We start from the raw sequence: 15,829 nt of genomic DNA on the forward strand, positions 1-15,829 counted from the left end.
GATGCCAACTAGCTGACTGGGGTGCTGGAGAGCAGTTCTTGAATGAGGTCCTGGACTTCCACCCCATCAGCGATAGCGCGTCGAGTAAGAATCAGCCGGTGGTTCAGCACCATTTGCGCCACGCTTCGCACGTCTTCCGGGAGCACGTGGTCGCGGCCGTTAACGGCGGCATGTGCCTTGGCGGCTCGAACCCATTGGATCAGGGCACGCGGTGAAGCCCCGAGCTCAACCTGTGGATGATTTCGCGATGCTCGGCCCAAATCCACGACATAGGAGCTTAATCTTGCGGTGACAGTGATGGAGCTGACCTGTTCGATCATTTGCCGCAGGTCTGCAAGCTGCAACACCGAGGCCAGGGTTTCCAGCGGCTCATGATGGTGATGTCCGGCAATCATGGATATTTCGGCTTCGCGTTGCGGATAGCCCAAAGAGATCCGCCCCATGAAGCGATCGCGTTGCGCCTCGGGCAGCGCGAAGGTTCCTTCAGAATCCACGGGGTTCTGGGTGGCAATAACCATAAAAGGCTGTTCCAGGCTGTGGGTGATGGAATCTACGGTGACCTGGGATTCCTCCATGCATTCAAGCAACGCGGATTGCGTTTTGGCATTGGCGCGGTTGATCTCATCGGCAATGACGATATTGGCGAAAATCGGGCCGGGGTGAAAAGTGAACTCGTGAGTCTGCGGCGAATATACGGAAACGCCGGTGACATCACTGGGCAGCAGGTCCGGGGTGAACTGGATGCGATGCACAGATCCATTCACGCTTTTGGCCAGCGACTTGGCCAGCATGGTCTTGCCAACGCCTGGAACGTCTTCCAGCAACAAATGTCCTTGCGCCAGCAGTACCGTGAGCGCGCTGATGATGGCCTCGGGTTTTCCGTTGATCACGCTCTGCACGGCGTCGAAAATTCGTTGGCAATTCGTTTGGAACGTTGAATCCAGCGATGGCATCGTCGGGTTCGCACTCATTCGAAGTTCCTCCTGCGCAATGGGTCAGCCGCGAGACACTTCGCATCCTGAGACATTCAATAGACTCTTGCTCACCATCATATGGGCATCTTTTGTCCAACAACAGAGGCTAATCTGGCCCGGGGTGCAGGGCGGTTGGGGTTAAAGTACCGGGTGATGACACAATAAAATGAGCAATGGGCTGTAGTAATTAAGTGCAAAGGATCAGCGTGTCAAAGAAGAAGTCGGACACCGACGTTAACCGGGTACCGGAGGCCTACCGCCCCAGCGAGGCTGAGGAATCTGCAGGGCCAGAAGGCCGCGCGCGCAAGACTCGCAATGAACAGGGCGGCAGCAAGCGAAACTTGCACTATCCCGAAGCGCCTGAAGCCCTTCCAATCGCGGTGGTCGACAACCATACCCATTTGGACTTTCTTGACGGCACGGTTAATGTTTCTGCGCGCGATGCCTTGGCAGCTGCTGAAGCAGTCGGAGTAAAAGGGCTGATCCAGGTGGGCTGTGATGTGCCGTCCTCCGAATATGCGGTGCAGGTTGCCAATGAATACGCCAGCATCCTGGCCGCTGTGGCTATCCACCCGAATGACGCCGCGCGGCTAGCCGAGGCCGGGGAACTCGAAAGCGCCCTTGAGCGCATTGAAGAGCTGGCTTCAGACCCTCGCGTGCGAGCGCTGGGGGAGACCGGGCTTGATTACTTCCGCACGGGTGAAGACGGCCGGGGTGCCCAGGAGCAGTCATTCCGCGAACATCTGCGCATTGCTGCTGGGCTGGGCAAGGCTGTCCAGATCCATGATCGTGATGCGCATGATGACGTTGTGCGTATTCTCAAGAGCTCCCAGCTGCCACCTAAAGTCGTGTTCCATTGCTTCTCCGGGGATGAGCGATTGGCAAAGATCTGCAATGACAATGGCTGGTACATGTCATTCTCGGGAACGGTCACGTTTAAGAACTCCCACGATTTGCGAGCTGCCTTGAATCTGGCCGATCCGCAGTTGCTGCTGGTGGAGACCGATGCTCCGTTCTTGACCCCTCATCCATTCCGCGGACGCCCCAATGCCAGTTACATGATTCCCTATACGACTAGGTTCATGGCGGAAACCAAAGGTGTTGAGCTCGCTGAATTCTGTGCCCGAATCGATGCGAATACCCGCGAAGTGTACGGAGAATTTTAGACTCGCAGGCTGTGCCTCTCGTTACAGGACACTTGCCATGAATATAACAATTCGGTTACGGTGGATGAGATGTTTGAGGTCCTTCCTGCCCTTTGCGGGCCAGCGACGGGACTCGGCAGCCTGATCCTCGCACCTCGCTGCGTCCGGGAAAGACGGCATAAGTCAGATTGATAAGCAGGCAGCGGGTGCTGCTGGGCTCAACATGAATTCCTGGAATAGGTTTCAGGGTTTGAGCCAATAAACGATGAGGATCTCACTACTGTGACTCACTTGCTCAAGAAAAGCTGGGTTAAATACCTGGCTCAGGCGCTCGCCGTGGCCGTGGTTATCGCCGGTGCCGTGTTCTATGTTGCTGGCCAGAAGTCGGTAGTGATCTCCGTCGATGGAGAAGCCCAGGAAGTCACCACCCGCGCTGCCACCGTCAGCGCGCTGCTGGATCAGCAGGAAATCTCGCTGGACGAGCGCGATGAGATCTCCGCTTCCCTGGATTCGAACCTTTCGGATGACCAGAAGATCGATATCAAGCGCAACAAGTCTGTTGAGGTGACGGTTGACGGCGCCGAGCGCGTGGTCCACACCACCGGCATGACCGTGGCAGATGTTGTCAATCAGCTGGACCTTGAAAAAGGCTCCGAGGTGTCCCTCGATGAGGATATGCAGTTGAGCGCTTTGAGCGACGAGCTTGAAGTAATCACGCCCAAGGACCTCACCTTGATTGTGGACGACAAGAAAAAGACCGTCGCCACCACCGCATCGACCGTCAAGGAACTGCTCGCCGAGCAGAACGTCAAAGTTGATGACAATGATGAAATCAACGTCAAGGTTGACGACGAAACCGACAAGAACGTCAAGGACAGCACCGGTATCAAGGCCGGCGTAGAAGTTGAAGTTATCGAGGTCAACGTCAAGACCTGGGACGAAACCCGCGACATCGACTTCGATGTCGAGAAGGTCAACGACAAGTCCCTGGACAAGGGCGAAACTAAGGTCAAGACCGAGGGCAAGAAGGGCGAACGCGAACTCACCCTGCGCCAGGAAACCCGCAACGGCGAGAAGGGCGAGGAAGAAGTCCTCAAGTCCAAGGTCACCAAGCAACCAGTCGCAGAAGTTATCCGCGTGGGCACCAAGGAAGAGAAGAAGGAAGAATCCTCTTCGAAGCCTTCGACCAGCACCGGCAACATCTCCGCAACCTGGAAGGCACTGGCAAAGTGCGAATCCGGTGGCAACTGGTCGATCAACTCCGGTAACGGCTACTACGGCGGACTGCAGTTCTCTGCCTCCTCCTGGCGAGCAGTCGGCGGCACCAAGTACGCGCCATTGCCACACCAGGCCAGCCCGCAAGAACAGATCGCCGCAGCCGAGGTGCTGCGAGCCTCCGGTGGCTGGGGCCACTGGCCGGCCTGCTCGTCCAAGCTGGGCCTGCGCTAAAAACCGAAGATCTATAACCACGCGACGCGTCCACCATCACGGTGGACGCGTCGCGTTGTTATGTTTGGATCAATCTGGCTGAACTAGAATTGGATTTGTGATGTCTAAGGAATCTTTGCCGCTGCTTGGGGCCACCGAAATCCGTCGTCTGGCCGAAGAGCTGGGAATCCGCCCTACCAAGACGTTGGGGCAGAACTTTGTGATTGATGGGAACACCATCCGCCGCATTGTCGCCGCCGCCAATGTCGACCCCGCCGAGACTGTGCTGGAGGTTGGCCCGGGGCTCGGTTCGCTGACCCTTGGCATCATGGATGCAGCGGCCAAAGTTGTTGCCGTGGAAATCGATCCGCCGCTGGCCCAGCGCCTGCCGCAGACCATGGCCGAGTTCCGGCCAGGGCGCGAAGAAGACCTCACCGTCATCCTCAGCGACGCCATGAAGGTCACCGAATTACCCGGCAATCCGACATCGCTGGTGGCAAACCTTCCTTACAACGTTGCGGTGCCGGTCGTCCTGCACCTGTTGGAACACTTCCCGTCCATCCGCAACGGCCTGGTGATGGTCCAAGACGAAGTCGCCGACCGCATGAGCGCCACCCCGGGCAACAAGATCTACGGCATCCCGTCGGTCAAGGGCGCCTGGTATGGCACCATGCGCAAAGCCGGGGTCATCGGCATGAACGTCTTCTGGCCAGCGCCGAAGATCCATTCCGGTCTGGTGTCCTTCACCCGCGACAAGGACCGCAGCGACGCCCCGGATCGCAAAGAAGTTTTCGCCATCGTTGACGCCGCTTTTGCCCAGCGCCGCAAAACCCTGCGCGCAGCGCTTTCAGGCTGGGCTGGCTCCGGTGTCCGCGCCGAAAAGATCCTGGTGGCTGCTGGCATCGACCCGAAGGAACGCGGCGAGAAGCTGGATATCGAGCAGTACATCGACATCGCCCGCGCAGCCCAGGGCGTGCCGGCTGAACCGTCGGCCAGCGAGGCCTAGGCATGGCAAAGCAGCGAGTCATCGCCACCGCTCCCGGCAAGATCAACTGCTATTTCAAGGTAGGCCCGCCCCGCGAGGACGGCTACCACGAAGTAGCGAGCCTGTATGTCGCGGTATCTCTGACCGAACAGATCGAAGCCACCCTGCGCACCGATGGCGAGCTGCAGCTGAGCCTGGAACCTGATTCACCGGTGGTCCATGACCCGGAGAATTTCCCATTGGGCGAAGGCAACCTTGTCTTCCAAGCGGCCCAACTGCTGCGTGAGCACACCGGAACCGCATTGGGCGCGGACCTGCACATCACCAAGCGTGTCCCCATCGCTGGCGGCATGGGAGGCGGGTCAGCGGATGCTGCGGCCACCTTGGTGGCCTGCAATGAATTGTGGGAAACCCATCTGGACCGCGAGGAACTTGGCCGGCTAGGCGCGCGGCTTGGTGCGGACGTGCCTTTTGCGCTCATGGGCGGGGCCGCGATCGGCCTTGGAGTGGGGGACCAGCTGGCTCCCTTGCTCACCCGGGCCAAGACGCACTGGGTGCTGATTCCTGCCAGCTACGGGCTGTCCACGCCGCGGGTGTATGGAATGCTTGATCGCCTGCGATCCGGTGCGGACGTCGAAGTCCCGAAGGAAATCGATCCGGCGGTCATTGAGGCCCTGATGGCTTCGGACGCTCCAGCCTTGGCCCAGGTGCTGGCCAATGACCTGACGCAAGCGTCGCTGGCCCTGGCTCCGGAACTGGGCACCATGCGGGACCTTGCTGAAGGTGCCGGCGCCCTGCGTGCCATGGTTTCCGGCTCGGGGCCAACCCTGGCCCTGCTGGTCAATGATCATGAGCACGCCGAAGAAGTGATGGCGCAGCTTGGTGACGAGGTTGGCGTGGCGACCATTCCGGTGAATGCTCCGGCTGCCGGTGCGCACATCACGCTGAGCGAGTAGGCCTAGGCGCAGCCACTGGGTTCCGCGGCTCCCGCAGCTAACCACAAAGCTGACTTTCTTGATTGCTCTTGTCGTGCAATGGAACTGGCCATAGGCTGATTTCCAAGCGCAAGGTGAAAGTGATTCATTTAGGAAGCACGGGTGGTCCAAGCATGCTCAACGGCCAGGTATCGCATTGGTGGCAAGAAATTGGCATCCCGGAACCACGCCCGAAACTTCGCGGCCACAGCACCGTGGATGTCGCCATTATCGGGGCCGGATTTACCGGGTTATGGACCGCCTATTACCTGGCGAAAGCCAATCCGGGGTTGTCCATCGCGGTCGTGGAAGCCCGGCATGTTGGCTATGGCGCCTCAGGGCGCAATGGCGGTTGGCTGACTAACACCATCACCGCTGGCCGGGAACACTACCTCAAGACGCACTCGGTGCAAGCGATCAATGACTTCCAACTGGCCATGAACCAAACCGTTGATGAAGTCATCAACGTCTGTGCTGCCGAAAACATCAACGCCGATATCCTGCGTGGAGGAGAATTCGAAGTCGCCTGCACCCCGGCCCAGGAGCAGCGCCTGCGCGCACACGCTGCGGCGAATAGCGCCTGGGAGCACACCGGCACCAAGCTCCTGGACGCGGATGAAGCCCGAAGCCAGATCAATGTTGCTGGAACAAGGGCCGCGCTATGGCACCCGCATGCGGCCAGGATCCATCCGGCGAAGCTCGTGCGCGGGCTGGCCGAAGCCTTGGAACGGCTCGGGGTGGAAATCTTTGAAGATACCACCGTGAAAACCATCCGCCCGAGGCAACTGGAGCTTGATGGCGGAACGGTCAACGCGCAATACATTGTGCGGGCCACCGAGGGATTCACGGCCCAGTTGCCCGGCCATAGGCGGTTGTGGCTGCCGATGAACTCGTCCATGATTGCCACCGAGCCGTTGGCGGACAGGCTGTGGGATGAGCTCAATTGGAGCCAGGGCGAAGTGCTGGGGGATTACGCCCATGTCTACATGTACGCCCAGCGAACCGCAGATAACCGCATCGCCATTGGCGGCCGAGGGGTTCCGTACAAATACGGTTCGCGAACTGATGCCGATGGGCAGACACCGCAGCGCACCATCAGCGGTCTTCAAGAAGTCCTGCATCGGATGTTTCCGCAGGCAAGGCACGCAAAAATTGATCATGCGTGGTCCGGGGTGCTCGGCGTACCGCGCGACTGGGCGGCCACCGTCGGCTTGGATCCGCTAACAGGCATTGGCTGGGCCGGAGGCTATGTCGGCACTGGCGTGGCAACCACAAATCTCTCGGGGCGCACATTGCGCGATCTGATCCTGGGCCAGGAAACTGAACTGGCCCGCTTGCCGTGGGTCAATCACGAAGTGCGCAAATGGGAGCCGGAACCACTGCGCTGGCTGGCGACCAAAGGGCTATATGCCGCCTACGGCCAGGCCGACCGAAACGAATTCAAGGGGCGGGAGAGCTCATCGCCGCTGGCCCTCATCGCCGATAGGATCACCGGCAAACCCTAGGGAATGGGGTTAGCTGGTTGTGCCAGGCTGCAGCCCCTCGATGCTGTATTCGCGCTTGATGCCCATGGTTCCTTGGCCCCAAGAACTTGCACGCACACGTTGCTGATGAGCTTCGAAGGCTTCAGCGGTGGCGAATTGCTCGGCGACATCCCATATCCAAGGATCGCCGGTGGGTGTCACCTGGAATGACAGGCATCCGGCTTCCGCCCGGGTCAGCTGCATATGGACCGGCAACAGCTCAGCGACGGCGTCTGCTTCTGATTGGCTGGCGCAGACAAGGCGCCCGGTCAGGCTCACAATTCCCATGAATCGAGTGTGCCATGCTGTTGCCGGATCAGGGGCACCGATGGCCAAATGCGACGCTGGCCCGGAACCTGTCGTCAGGATTCCGGGCCAACACATAATACTTTTGGGGCTAACTGGGGCTACTCAAGCATTTCCGTCAATTCCAGCCAGCGCTCTTCCAGCTGGTCAATCTGGCTCTGGTATTCATCGATTTCCGCGGTGAATTTGCCCAGGCCCTCGTAGTCGCTCTGGTCGTGATCGGCCATCTTGGCGTGGACCTTGGCGATCTTTTCGTTCAGCTGGCCGACCTTGCGCTCATTGGCGTTCAGCTCTTTTTGCGCTGCGCGCAGTTCGGCGCCCGATGGGCCTGCAGGCTTGGCGGACGAAGAGGAGCCCTGCGACTGCGAGGGGTTGGAACCACCGGTCGAACTTTCAGCGGCACGCAGCTTGAGGTATTCATCCACGCCGCCGGGCACATGGCGGAAGTGCCCGCCAAGGATGGCGTATTGCTGGTCGGTGACACGTTCCAGCAGGTAGCGGTCGTGGGAGACCACGATCAACGTGCCTGGCCAGGAATCCAAGAGGTCTTCCAGGGCTGCCAGCATGTCGGTATCGACATCGTTGGTCGGCTCATCGAGGATCATCACATTCGGCTCGTCCATCAGGATCATCAGCAGCTGCAAGCGGCGGCGCTGGCCGCCGGAGAGCTCGGCGACCTTGGTGGACAGGTGCGCCGAGGAGAAACCGAGCCGCTCCAGCAGCTGGGCCGGGGTCAGGTCCTTGCCGTCGACGTTGAAGGTGGTGCGGTAGCGGCCCAGGATTTCGCGGACCTTGTCCTGGCCAATGGTCTCCAGCTCGCGGAACTGCTGGTCGAGCACCGCCAGCTTCACGGTCTGGCCGCGCTTGATCTTGCCGCCGGTTGGCTCCACGGTGCCGGCAATCAAGCCCAGCAGCGTGGACTTTCCTGCGCCGTTGGCTCCGAGCAGGCCGGTGCGCTCGCCAGGCCCGATCCGCCAGGTGAACGGCTTGAGCACCTGCTTGGCTCCGAAGGACACCTCGGTATCCAGCAGGTCGATGACGTCCTTGCCCAAACGGCTGGTGGCCATCTTCTGAAGTTCCAGCGGGTTGCGTGCCGGTGGCACATCGGCGATCAGCTGGTTGGCGGCCTCGATGCGGAACTTCGGCTTGGACGTACGGGCCGGGGCGCCGCGGCGCAACCAGGCCAGTTCCTTCTTCATCATGTTCTGGCGCTTGTTCTCGGTGACCGCGGCAATGCGGTCGCGTTCCACGCGCTGCAATACGTAGGCGGCGTAGCCGCCTTCAAAAGGCTCAACCAGCCGGTCGTGCACTTCCCAGGTGGTGGTGCAGACCGCGTCGAGGAACCAGCGGTCGTGGGTGACAACCATCAGGCCGCCGGCATTCTTGGACCAGCGGTTGTTGATGTGGCCAGCCAGCCAGGAGATGCCTTCGACATCCAAGTGGTTGGTTGGCTCATCGAGGATGACGACATCCCAGTCCTGCACCAGCAGGGCGGCCAGGGCCACACGGCGGCGCTGGCCGCCGGAGAGGGTGCCGATGGTGGCCTCCCAATCAAGGTCGGCAACCAGGCCCGAAATAATGTCGCGGATGCGCGCTTCGCCGGCCCACTCGTGGTCGTCCATCTCGCCGACCACGCTGTAGTGCACGGTGGCTTCCGGATCCAGGGTGTCGGACTGGTCCAGCACGCCCACGCGAAGTCCGTTGCGCAGGGTGACCCGTCCGGAATTGGGCTCGATCTTGCCCGAGAGCATGCCGAGCAGCGAGGATTTGCCTTCGCCGTTGCGTCCCACCAGGCCGATGCGGTCGCCATCGGAAATGCCGATGGTGACCGAGTCGAAGACGGTATGGGTGGGATATTCCAGATGTAGGGCTTCGCCCCCGAGTAAATGAGCCACGATTTCCATTTTACGTTCCGAGTGCAAATCGGCGTGGACTGGTGGACGGCAACCGCCATGGCGCACCTCTATTCAGCCATGGCGTTTTGCGATTTCGCTCAATGGGGGCGAACATGGCAGAATAATTAGCGTGCTTGTCGGGCATGACCTGCATAAGCCATTTTCCGCCCTGGTGTAATGGCAACACTCCAGCCTTTGGAGCTGTGTATTCTAGGTTCGAATCCTAGGGGCGGAACTACAGATAAAGCGTCGCGCAGGTGGCGCTTTTATTCTTTAACCAGTTCAGCCCCGCTCGCTGCGCACGTTAGACTTGTCTAAGGGTTTTCTTCTCTGCCCAAAACCTTGAATCTAATCTGCAGGAGAGCGCACTTGAGCGATCAGGCCAATGCACCAGTTGCTGTCATCGTCCTAGCCGCCGGGGCCGGTACCCGGATGAAGTCGGCCAAGCCGAAGATCATGCACGAAATCGCAGGTCGCTCCATGATTGCCCATGCGCTTCATGCTGCCTCGGCACTGCAGCCAAAAAACCTTGTGGCCGTCGTCCGCCACCAGCGAGACCTGGTTGCCGAGCACATTCTCGGCCAGTTCCCGTCCATCACCATCGCCGACCAGGATGAGATTCCAGGCACCGGCCGCGCAGTCCAGCAGGGCCTGGACGCCATCGATCCAGCCCTTGAAGGCACCACCGTTGTGACCTATGGCGATGTGCCATTGCTCACCGGCGAAGTGCTGCTGGATCTGGTGGCCACCCACGAGGCCAACCGCAACTCGGTGACCGTGCTGACCACCTCGCTTGAAGACCCCAACGGGTACGGGCGCATCCTGCGCGATGGGAACGGCGACGTCGCCGGCATCCGCGAGCAGAAGGACGCCTCGGCTGACGAGCTGTTGATCAAGGAAATTAACTCCGGCATCTACGCCTTCGACACCAAGATGCTGCGTTCGGCGCTGACCGAGGTCACCACCGAGAACGCGCAGGGCGAAATGTACCTGACCGACGTGCTGGCCATCGCCCGCGCTCGCGGCGGCCGGGTGGCTTCCTCGCAGATCTCGGACCGCTGGCAGATCGAAGGCGCGAACGACCGCGTCCAGATTTCCAACTTGGCCCGCATCTACAACCAGCGCAAAGCCGAATTCTGGATGCGCGAGGGCGTGACCATCGTCGACCCGGCCACCACCTGGATTGATGCCGAGGTGATCATCGGCCGCGACGCCACGCTGAAGCCGGGAACCCAGCTGCACGGCCGGACCATCATTGGCGATAACGCCACCGTGGGCCCGGACACCACCTTGACCAATGTTGTCGTCGGCCAGCGGGCCACCGTCAAGCGCAGCGACGCCACCGATTCGCGGATCTCCGAAGGCGCCTCGGTTGGCCCCTTCGCCTACCTGCGCCCGGGCACCGAGCTGGGCACCGATGGCAAGATCGGCGCCTTCTACGAAACCAAGAACGTCACGATTGGCCGCGGCTCCAAGCTCTCGCACCTCGGCTACGCCGGGGACGCTGAAATCGGTGAATTCACCAACATCGGGTGCGGCAATATCACCGCGAACTACGATGGTGAAAAGAAGCACCGAACCAAGATCGGTTCGCATGTGCGCACCAGCTCCAACACGGTATTTGTCGCCCCGGTTGAAATCGGGGATGGCGCGTACACTGGTGCAGGCGCCATCGTCCGCAAGAACGTCCCGGCCGGTGCTTTGGCACTGTCTGTGGCTCCGCAGCGCAATACCGAGGGCTGGACGCTTGAAAAGCGTCCGGGGACCCCTTCGGCTGACGCCGCATTCAAGTCCTCCCTGAATTCCTCGGGCACCGAGTAATCCGGCCACGGACTTAATTTCCTCGACAACAACCTCATACGTGATAGCGAAGCGAGCGAGAAAGCATACCCAATGAGTGAAATCAGCCATAACGTCGACAAAAAGCTGGTGCTGGCCAGCGGTCGCGCACACCCGGAACTAGCCGCCGAGGTCTCCAAGGAACTGGGCACCGAACTGCTGCCGCTGAACGCCTACGACTTCGCCAATGGCGAGATCTACGTTCGCTCGGATGAGTCGGTCCGCGGCAAGGATGTCTTCCTGCTGCAGTCCTACCCAGCACCGCTGAACAACTGGCTGATGGAACAGCTGATCATGATCGACTCGATGAAGCGTGCCTCGGCCCGCCGCATCACCGTGGTGGCACCGTTCTACCCCTACGCACGCCAGGACAAGAAGGGCCGTGGCCGCGAGCCGATCTCGGCCCGCCTGGTTGCCGACCTGTTCAAGACCGCCGGCGCGGATCGCGTGATTTCCTGCGACCTGCACACCGCGCAGATCCAGGGCTTCTTCGACGGCCCGGTCGACCACCTCTTCGGCTTCCCGCTGCTGGCTGACTACATCAAGTCCAAGGTTGACGTCAACGAAGTCACCGTGGTTTCCCCGGATACCGGACGCGTTCGCGTGGCCGAGCAGTGGGCAGACCGCTTGGGCGGCGCACCGCTTGCCTTCGTGCACAAGTCCCGCGACTTGACCGTGCCTAACCAGGCAGAGTCCAAGACCGTGGTTGGCCAGGTCGAGGGCCGCACCGCGATCCTGATTGACGACATGATCGACACCGGAGGAACCATCGCAGGCGCAGTGCGCGTGCTGAAGGAAGCTGGCGCCAAGGATGTCATCATTGCCGCGACCCACGCGGTCTTCTCGGACCCGGCTGCCCAGCGCCTGGCTGAGTGCGGTGCCCGCGAGGTTGTTGTCACCAACACCCTGCCGATCCCTGAAGAGAAGCGTTTTGAGAACCTGACGGTGCTTTCCATTGCACCGACGATCGCTCGCGCGATCTCGGAAGTATTCCACGACGGTTCGGTCACGAACCTGTTTGACGGCCGCGCCTAGCAGCCCTCGTTTCGCAACGCCTCTGGCCGGTACCTTCGGGTGCCGGCCAGAGGCGGTTAAGCCATCACCCGTGGCGGATCAATTTCCCGGAAGGCCAAGCATGGAATTCGGAACACGGCAGGTCACCCTCGGAGGGCTCGAACGTGCCCACCTGCAGCAGCGAATGGCCGAAGCCGGTGTGCAGCTCAATGACTATGCCAAGGTCCTGCTGGCCCATGAGATCTTTGAGCGCATAGCGCCAGTCCGCACGCTGAACCTGGTTAGCCGCACTGTGCAACAGCTGGGGCTGGACGCCGGAGCAACTTTGCCAGAAATCTTCGAGTGCGCGATCAGCAGTGGATTGGGCCTGTGCCCTGCCATTACCGGGCCTTATCTGCGACTGGAATTCCTGGACCAAGCGGCTTCAAGGGATTCGGCGCTCAGTGCTGGAAAGAAACCGGATGATTCACTGACCATCGCTTCCGCAGCCCTGGGAGACCAGGACTTTCCGCGAGGATTCTATCTGCGGGTGGTGGAAGGCGCGGTGTGGTTGCGCGGCTATCGCTGCGATGACACCCACGGTTTTGCGCTGGCCGATACTTTTGTTTTCCAGGACCGGTGAGCAAAGGCCGGGTTTAGTGGCGTTCGCTACAGGTTTTCTCGCTGGCGATCACAGCTGGTAGAATTGTTGACTGTGCCCAGGCGAGGGAAACACCAGAGATGGTGGGACCGTTATCGACAAGGCCGGACAAGCTCTTTCATCTCCTAGATGTTGGATGCTTCCCGAGTCCACGCAAGGGCCTTAACGAAGCATTCATTTCCTAAGGAGAATTATCATGGCATCTGTCAACCTTGACGCCGTTGTACGTAGCGATTTCGGCAAGGGCGCTGCCCGCCAGGCTCGCCGCGACGGCCAGATCCCAGCAGTTGTTTACGGTGCAGGCTCCGAGCCACAGCACGTGCTGCTTCCAGCCCGCGAAACCACCCTGGCCGTTCGCGACCGCGGTGTGGAGCTGGTTCTGAACATCGACGGCAAGACCGTCAAGACCGCCATCAAGGACATCCAGATCCACGCGCTGAACCGCACCGTTGATCACCTTGACCTGATCATCGCTGCCTAATTCCAGCGAAATAGGCATTAGCTAAGCATCATGAGTGATGGCACTTGGCTCGTAGCCGGACTCGGGAACCCCGGGTCCGGCTACGCTGGCAATAGACACAATATCGGGCAGATGGTGCTCGATGAGCTGGCCAATCGGATCGGCTCGAAATTCAAAACGCACTCTTCCCGCTCGCAGGTAGTCGAGGGGCGCATGGGTGTTGGCGGTCCGCGGATCGTGCTGGCCAAGCCGATGGTTTTCATGAACCTCTCCGGCGGGCCGGTAGCCAATGCCGCGAAGTTCTTCAGCATCGGCGTTGATCGCCTGATCGTTGTGCATGATGAAATCGATATTCCTTTTGACACCATCAAGCTCAAGCGCGGCGGGGGAGAAGGCGGCCATAACGGCCTGCGCGATATCTCCAAGGCCATGGGCTCCAAGGACTACCTGCGTGTACGCGCGGGTGTTGGACGTCCACCAGGGCGCATGGATACGGCTAAATGGGTCTTGCAGGATTTCTCCAAGACCGAGAAGCAAGATCTCCCGTTCTTGATAGATAACTGTGCTGACGCAGTTGAGCTGCTGATGAGCTCAGGGCTTGAAGCGGCCCAAACCAAATTTCATACCAGCTGATTCGCAGGACGCTGCCGTGCAGCGTGCGGATGAATTATCGAGGATCGCGGAAAGGCCCAACCGGCTCACCGCGGTCCTTGATGAGTTAATGGCACCGTTTGAGGTGTTACTTACTAAGGCCAAACTTAGATGTGCTTCTTGCTCCGGAGTGGAATAATTACCCAATGTACACCTTGCCTAATCCGTCATTGGCGCTTGATCGCCAAGACTGAAAGGCAGCCCATGACAATTATTCGGAGGACCACGTGCAGACGATGACCGGTCAGCCAGAAGCCCAGGTATCGCTCAGTGCCGTCGAGGTTCAGCGCATCAAGGCAGATTTTGAAATTCTGGAGCACCAAGTCAACGGTACCGACGTCGTGTACTTGGACTCAGGAGCCACCAGCCAGAAGCCGCGCTGCGTCTATGAAGCGGAGCAGCACTTCTACGAGAACGCCAATGCCGCAGTGCACCGTGGCGCTCACACCCTGGCCGTTGAAGCCACCGAGATTTATGAAGAGGCACGCGAGACCGTAGCCAAGTTCATCGGAGCACGCACCAACGAGCTGGTGTGGACCTCTAATGCCACCGAGGCGCTGAACCTGATCAGCTACTCGATGTCCAATGCCTCTTTGGGGCGAGGGGGCGAAGAAGCAGCCCGCTTCCGCATCGGACCGGGCGACGAAATCCTCACCACCGAAATCGAGCACCACGCCAACCTGATCCCCTGGCAGGAACTGGCCTTCCGCACCGGTGCTACGTTGCGCTATGTCCCGGTAGCCGAAGATGGCGCACTTCGCTATGACCTGCTTGATGAACTGGTCACCGAGAAAACCAAGCTGGTGGCTTTCACCCACGTTTCCAACGTGCTGGGAACCATCACCGACACCCGGCGTTTCGTTGATGCGGCCCGCAAGGTTGGCGCTTTGACCGTGCTCGATGGCTGCCAGTCGGTGCCGCACCTGCCGGTAGACGTCAAGGAACTCGACGTGGACTTCATGGCCTTCTCCGGCCACAAGATGCTCGGCCCGACTGGTATCGGCGCCCTGTACGGCCGCGAAGAATTGCTGAACGCCATGCCGCCATTCCTCACCGGCGGTTCAATGATCACCGTTGTAGACATGGAACACGCTCAATTCTTGCCTGCTCCGCAGCGCTTCGAAGCCGGAACCCAACGCATCGCGCAGACCCACGGACTGGCCACGGCGGTCAGCTACCTGCAGGAGATCGGCATGGACCGCATTGCGCAGTGGGAAGAGCACCTCGGCGCAATGCTCTATGAAGGCCTGTCCAAGATTGACGGTGTCCGGGTGTTCGGCCCGAGCGATGCCCCTCGCATCGGCACCGTGCCATTTGAAGTTCTCGGCGTGCACCCGCACGACGTCGGACAGTACCTGGATTCGCGAGGCATCGCCGTGCGTGTGGGCCACCACTGCGCCCAGCCGCTGCACCGCGCCCTGGGCGTCACTGCCACCACCCGGGCAAGCACTTATCTGTACAACACGGAAGAAGACATCAAGGCGCTTATCGATGCCTTGGGCACCGTGCGCGAATACTTTGGAGTCTAAGTGAACGAATTAGATCAGCTGTACCAACAGGTCATCCTGGATCATTCCAAGCGGCGCATCGGCTCGCCGCTGGTGGAGGCCACCGCGGGGCACCTGCACGGTGAATCGCACCAGCACAACCCCATCTGTGGCGACCAGATCCGGGTCCGCGTGGAGTTGAACGATGAAGACCATTTTGAATCCATGAGCTGGGAAGGCGAAGGCTGCTCCATCTCCATGGCTTCCGCTTCGGTGCTCAGCGAGATGCTTCCAGAGATGACCAAGGACGAGTTCTTGGACAAGCTGGAGATCTTCCGCGAAATGATGCGCTCCAAGGGAAACTTCGAGCCGGATGAAGAGGTGCTGGAGGATGCTGCCGCATTCGTGGGCGTCTCCAAGTTCCCTGCACGCGTCAAGTGCGCGATGCTGGCGTGGGTTGCCGCTGAGGCGGCGATGCTCGGTGCCAACAAGTAGCCAGCCTGCATAG

14 protein-coding genes, 1 tRNA gene and 1 pseudogene are annotated in these 15,829 nt (G+C 60.2%); 13 read left to right on the forward strand and 3 right to left on the reverse strand.

The window, feature by feature from the left end; all coding sequences use genetic code 11:
• Positions 1-8: 8 nt before the first annotated feature.
• Positions 9-971, reverse strand: coding sequence for an AAA family ATPase (locus tag AOZ07_RS04355; protein WP_060700879.1), 963 nt, complete (start codon positions 969-971; stop codon positions 9-11).
• A gap of 209 nt (positions 972-1,180) precedes the next feature.
• On the opposite strand from AOZ07_RS04355, the gene AOZ07_RS04360 reads away from it, so the two are divergent.
• The 5 genes from AOZ07_RS04360 (at position 1,181) to AOZ07_RS04380 (ending at position 7,011) form a co-directional block, all read left to right on the forward strand.
• Positions 1,181-2,140, forward strand: coding sequence for a TatD family hydrolase (locus AOZ07_RS04360; protein ID WP_060700880.1), 960 nt, complete (start codon positions 1,181-1,183; stop codon positions 2,138-2,140).
• Positions 2,141-2,401: 261 nt separating this feature from the next.
• Positions 2,402-3,568, forward strand: a complete 1,167-nt coding sequence (locus tag AOZ07_RS19185; RefSeq protein WP_060700881.1) for a resuscitation-promoting factor — start codon at positions 2,402-2,404, stop codon at positions 3,566-3,568.
• 100 nt (positions 3,569-3,668) lie between these two features.
• The gene (rsmA, locus tag AOZ07_RS04370) at positions 3,669-4,553 is read left to right on the forward strand and encodes a 16S rRNA (adenine(1518)-N(6)/adenine(1519)-N(6))-dimethyltransferase RsmA (protein ID WP_060700882.1); all 885 of its coding nucleotides are present in this window, start codon (positions 3,669-3,671) and stop codon (positions 4,551-4,553) included.
• 2 nt (positions 4,554-4,555) lie between these two features.
• On the forward strand, positions 4,556-5,488 hold the full coding sequence (locus AOZ07_RS04375) for a 4-(cytidine 5'-diphospho)-2-C-methyl-D-erythritol kinase (protein WP_060700883.1): 933 nt from the start codon (positions 4,556-4,558) through the stop codon (positions 5,486-5,488).
• Between the two features lie 152 nt (positions 5,489-5,640).
• Positions 5,641-7,011, forward strand: a complete 1,371-nt coding sequence (locus AOZ07_RS04380; protein ID WP_060700884.1) for an NAD(P)/FAD-dependent oxidoreductase — start codon at positions 5,641-5,643, stop codon at positions 7,009-7,011.
• A 9-nt stretch (positions 7,012-7,020) separates the two neighbouring features.
• Here AOZ07_RS04380 and AOZ07_RS04385 read toward each other — a convergent pair whose 3' ends face one another.
• Positions 7,021-7,317, reverse strand: a complete 297-nt coding sequence (locus AOZ07_RS04385) for a putative quinol monooxygenase (protein ID WP_060700885.1) — start codon at positions 7,315-7,317, stop codon at positions 7,021-7,023.
• A 119-nt stretch (positions 7,318-7,436) separates the two neighbouring features.
• The gene (locus tag AOZ07_RS04390) at positions 7,437-9,230 is read right to left on the reverse strand and encodes an ABC-F family ATP-binding cassette domain-containing protein (protein ID WP_060703297.1); all 1,794 of its coding nucleotides are present in this window, start codon (positions 9,228-9,230) and stop codon (positions 7,437-7,439) included.
• Positions 9,231-9,393: 163 nt separating this feature from the next.
• Here AOZ07_RS04390 and AOZ07_RS04395 point away from each other — a divergent pair.
• The 8 genes and pseudogenes from AOZ07_RS04395 (at position 9,394) to sufU (ending at position 15,816) form a co-directional block, all read left to right on the forward strand.
• Positions 9,394-9,465: transfer RNA gene (locus AOZ07_RS04395), tRNA-Gln, on the forward strand.
• A 134-nt stretch (positions 9,466-9,599) separates the two neighbouring features.
• Positions 9,600-11,051 (forward strand): bifunctional UDP-N-acetylglucosamine diphosphorylase/glucosamine-1-phosphate N-acetyltransferase GlmU, encoded by a 1,452-nt coding sequence (gene glmU / locus AOZ07_RS04400; RefSeq protein WP_060700886.1) that lies wholly within the window; start codon positions 9,600-9,602, stop codon positions 11,049-11,051.
• A gap of 72 nt (positions 11,052-11,123) precedes the next feature.
• Positions 11,124-12,104 carry a ribose-phosphate diphosphokinase gene (locus AOZ07_RS04405; RefSeq protein ID WP_060700887.1) on the forward strand — a complete coding sequence of 327 codons (981 nt, stop codon included), beginning with the start codon at positions 11,124-11,126 and terminating at the stop codon, positions 12,102-12,104.
• A gap of 100 nt (positions 12,105-12,204) precedes the next feature.
• Complete coding sequence (locus AOZ07_RS04410) at positions 12,205-12,705, forward strand: hypothetical protein (RefSeq protein ID WP_060700888.1); 501 nt, start codon at positions 12,205-12,207, stop codon at positions 12,703-12,705.
• Positions 12,706-12,919: 214 nt separating this feature from the next.
• Positions 12,920-13,192, forward strand: a pseudogene (locus tag AOZ07_RS04415) (50S ribosomal protein L25); the annotation flags it as partial.
• Between the two features lie 42 nt (positions 13,193-13,234).
• The gene (gene pth, locus AOZ07_RS04420) at positions 13,235-13,816 is read left to right on the forward strand and encodes an aminoacyl-tRNA hydrolase (RefSeq protein WP_060700890.1); all 582 of its coding nucleotides are present in this window, start codon (positions 13,235-13,237) and stop codon (positions 13,814-13,816) included.
• 254 nt (positions 13,817-14,070) lie between these two features.
• Positions 14,071-15,363 (forward strand): SufS family cysteine desulfurase, encoded by a 1,293-nt coding sequence (locus tag AOZ07_RS04425; protein WP_060700891.1) that lies wholly within the window; start codon positions 14,071-14,073, stop codon positions 15,361-15,363.
• The gene (gene sufU / locus AOZ07_RS04430; RefSeq protein ID WP_060700892.1) at positions 15,364-15,816 is read left to right on the forward strand and encodes a Fe-S cluster assembly sulfur transfer protein SufU; all 453 of its coding nucleotides are present in this window, start codon (positions 15,364-15,366) and stop codon (positions 15,814-15,816) included. It abuts the gene before it with no gap.
• Positions 15,817-15,829 lie beyond the last annotated feature (13 nt).

Source organism: Glutamicibacter halophytocola, from assembly GCF_001302565.1.
GTDB lineage: Bacteria > Actinomycetota > Actinomycetes > Actinomycetales > Micrococcaceae > Glutamicibacter > Glutamicibacter halophytocola.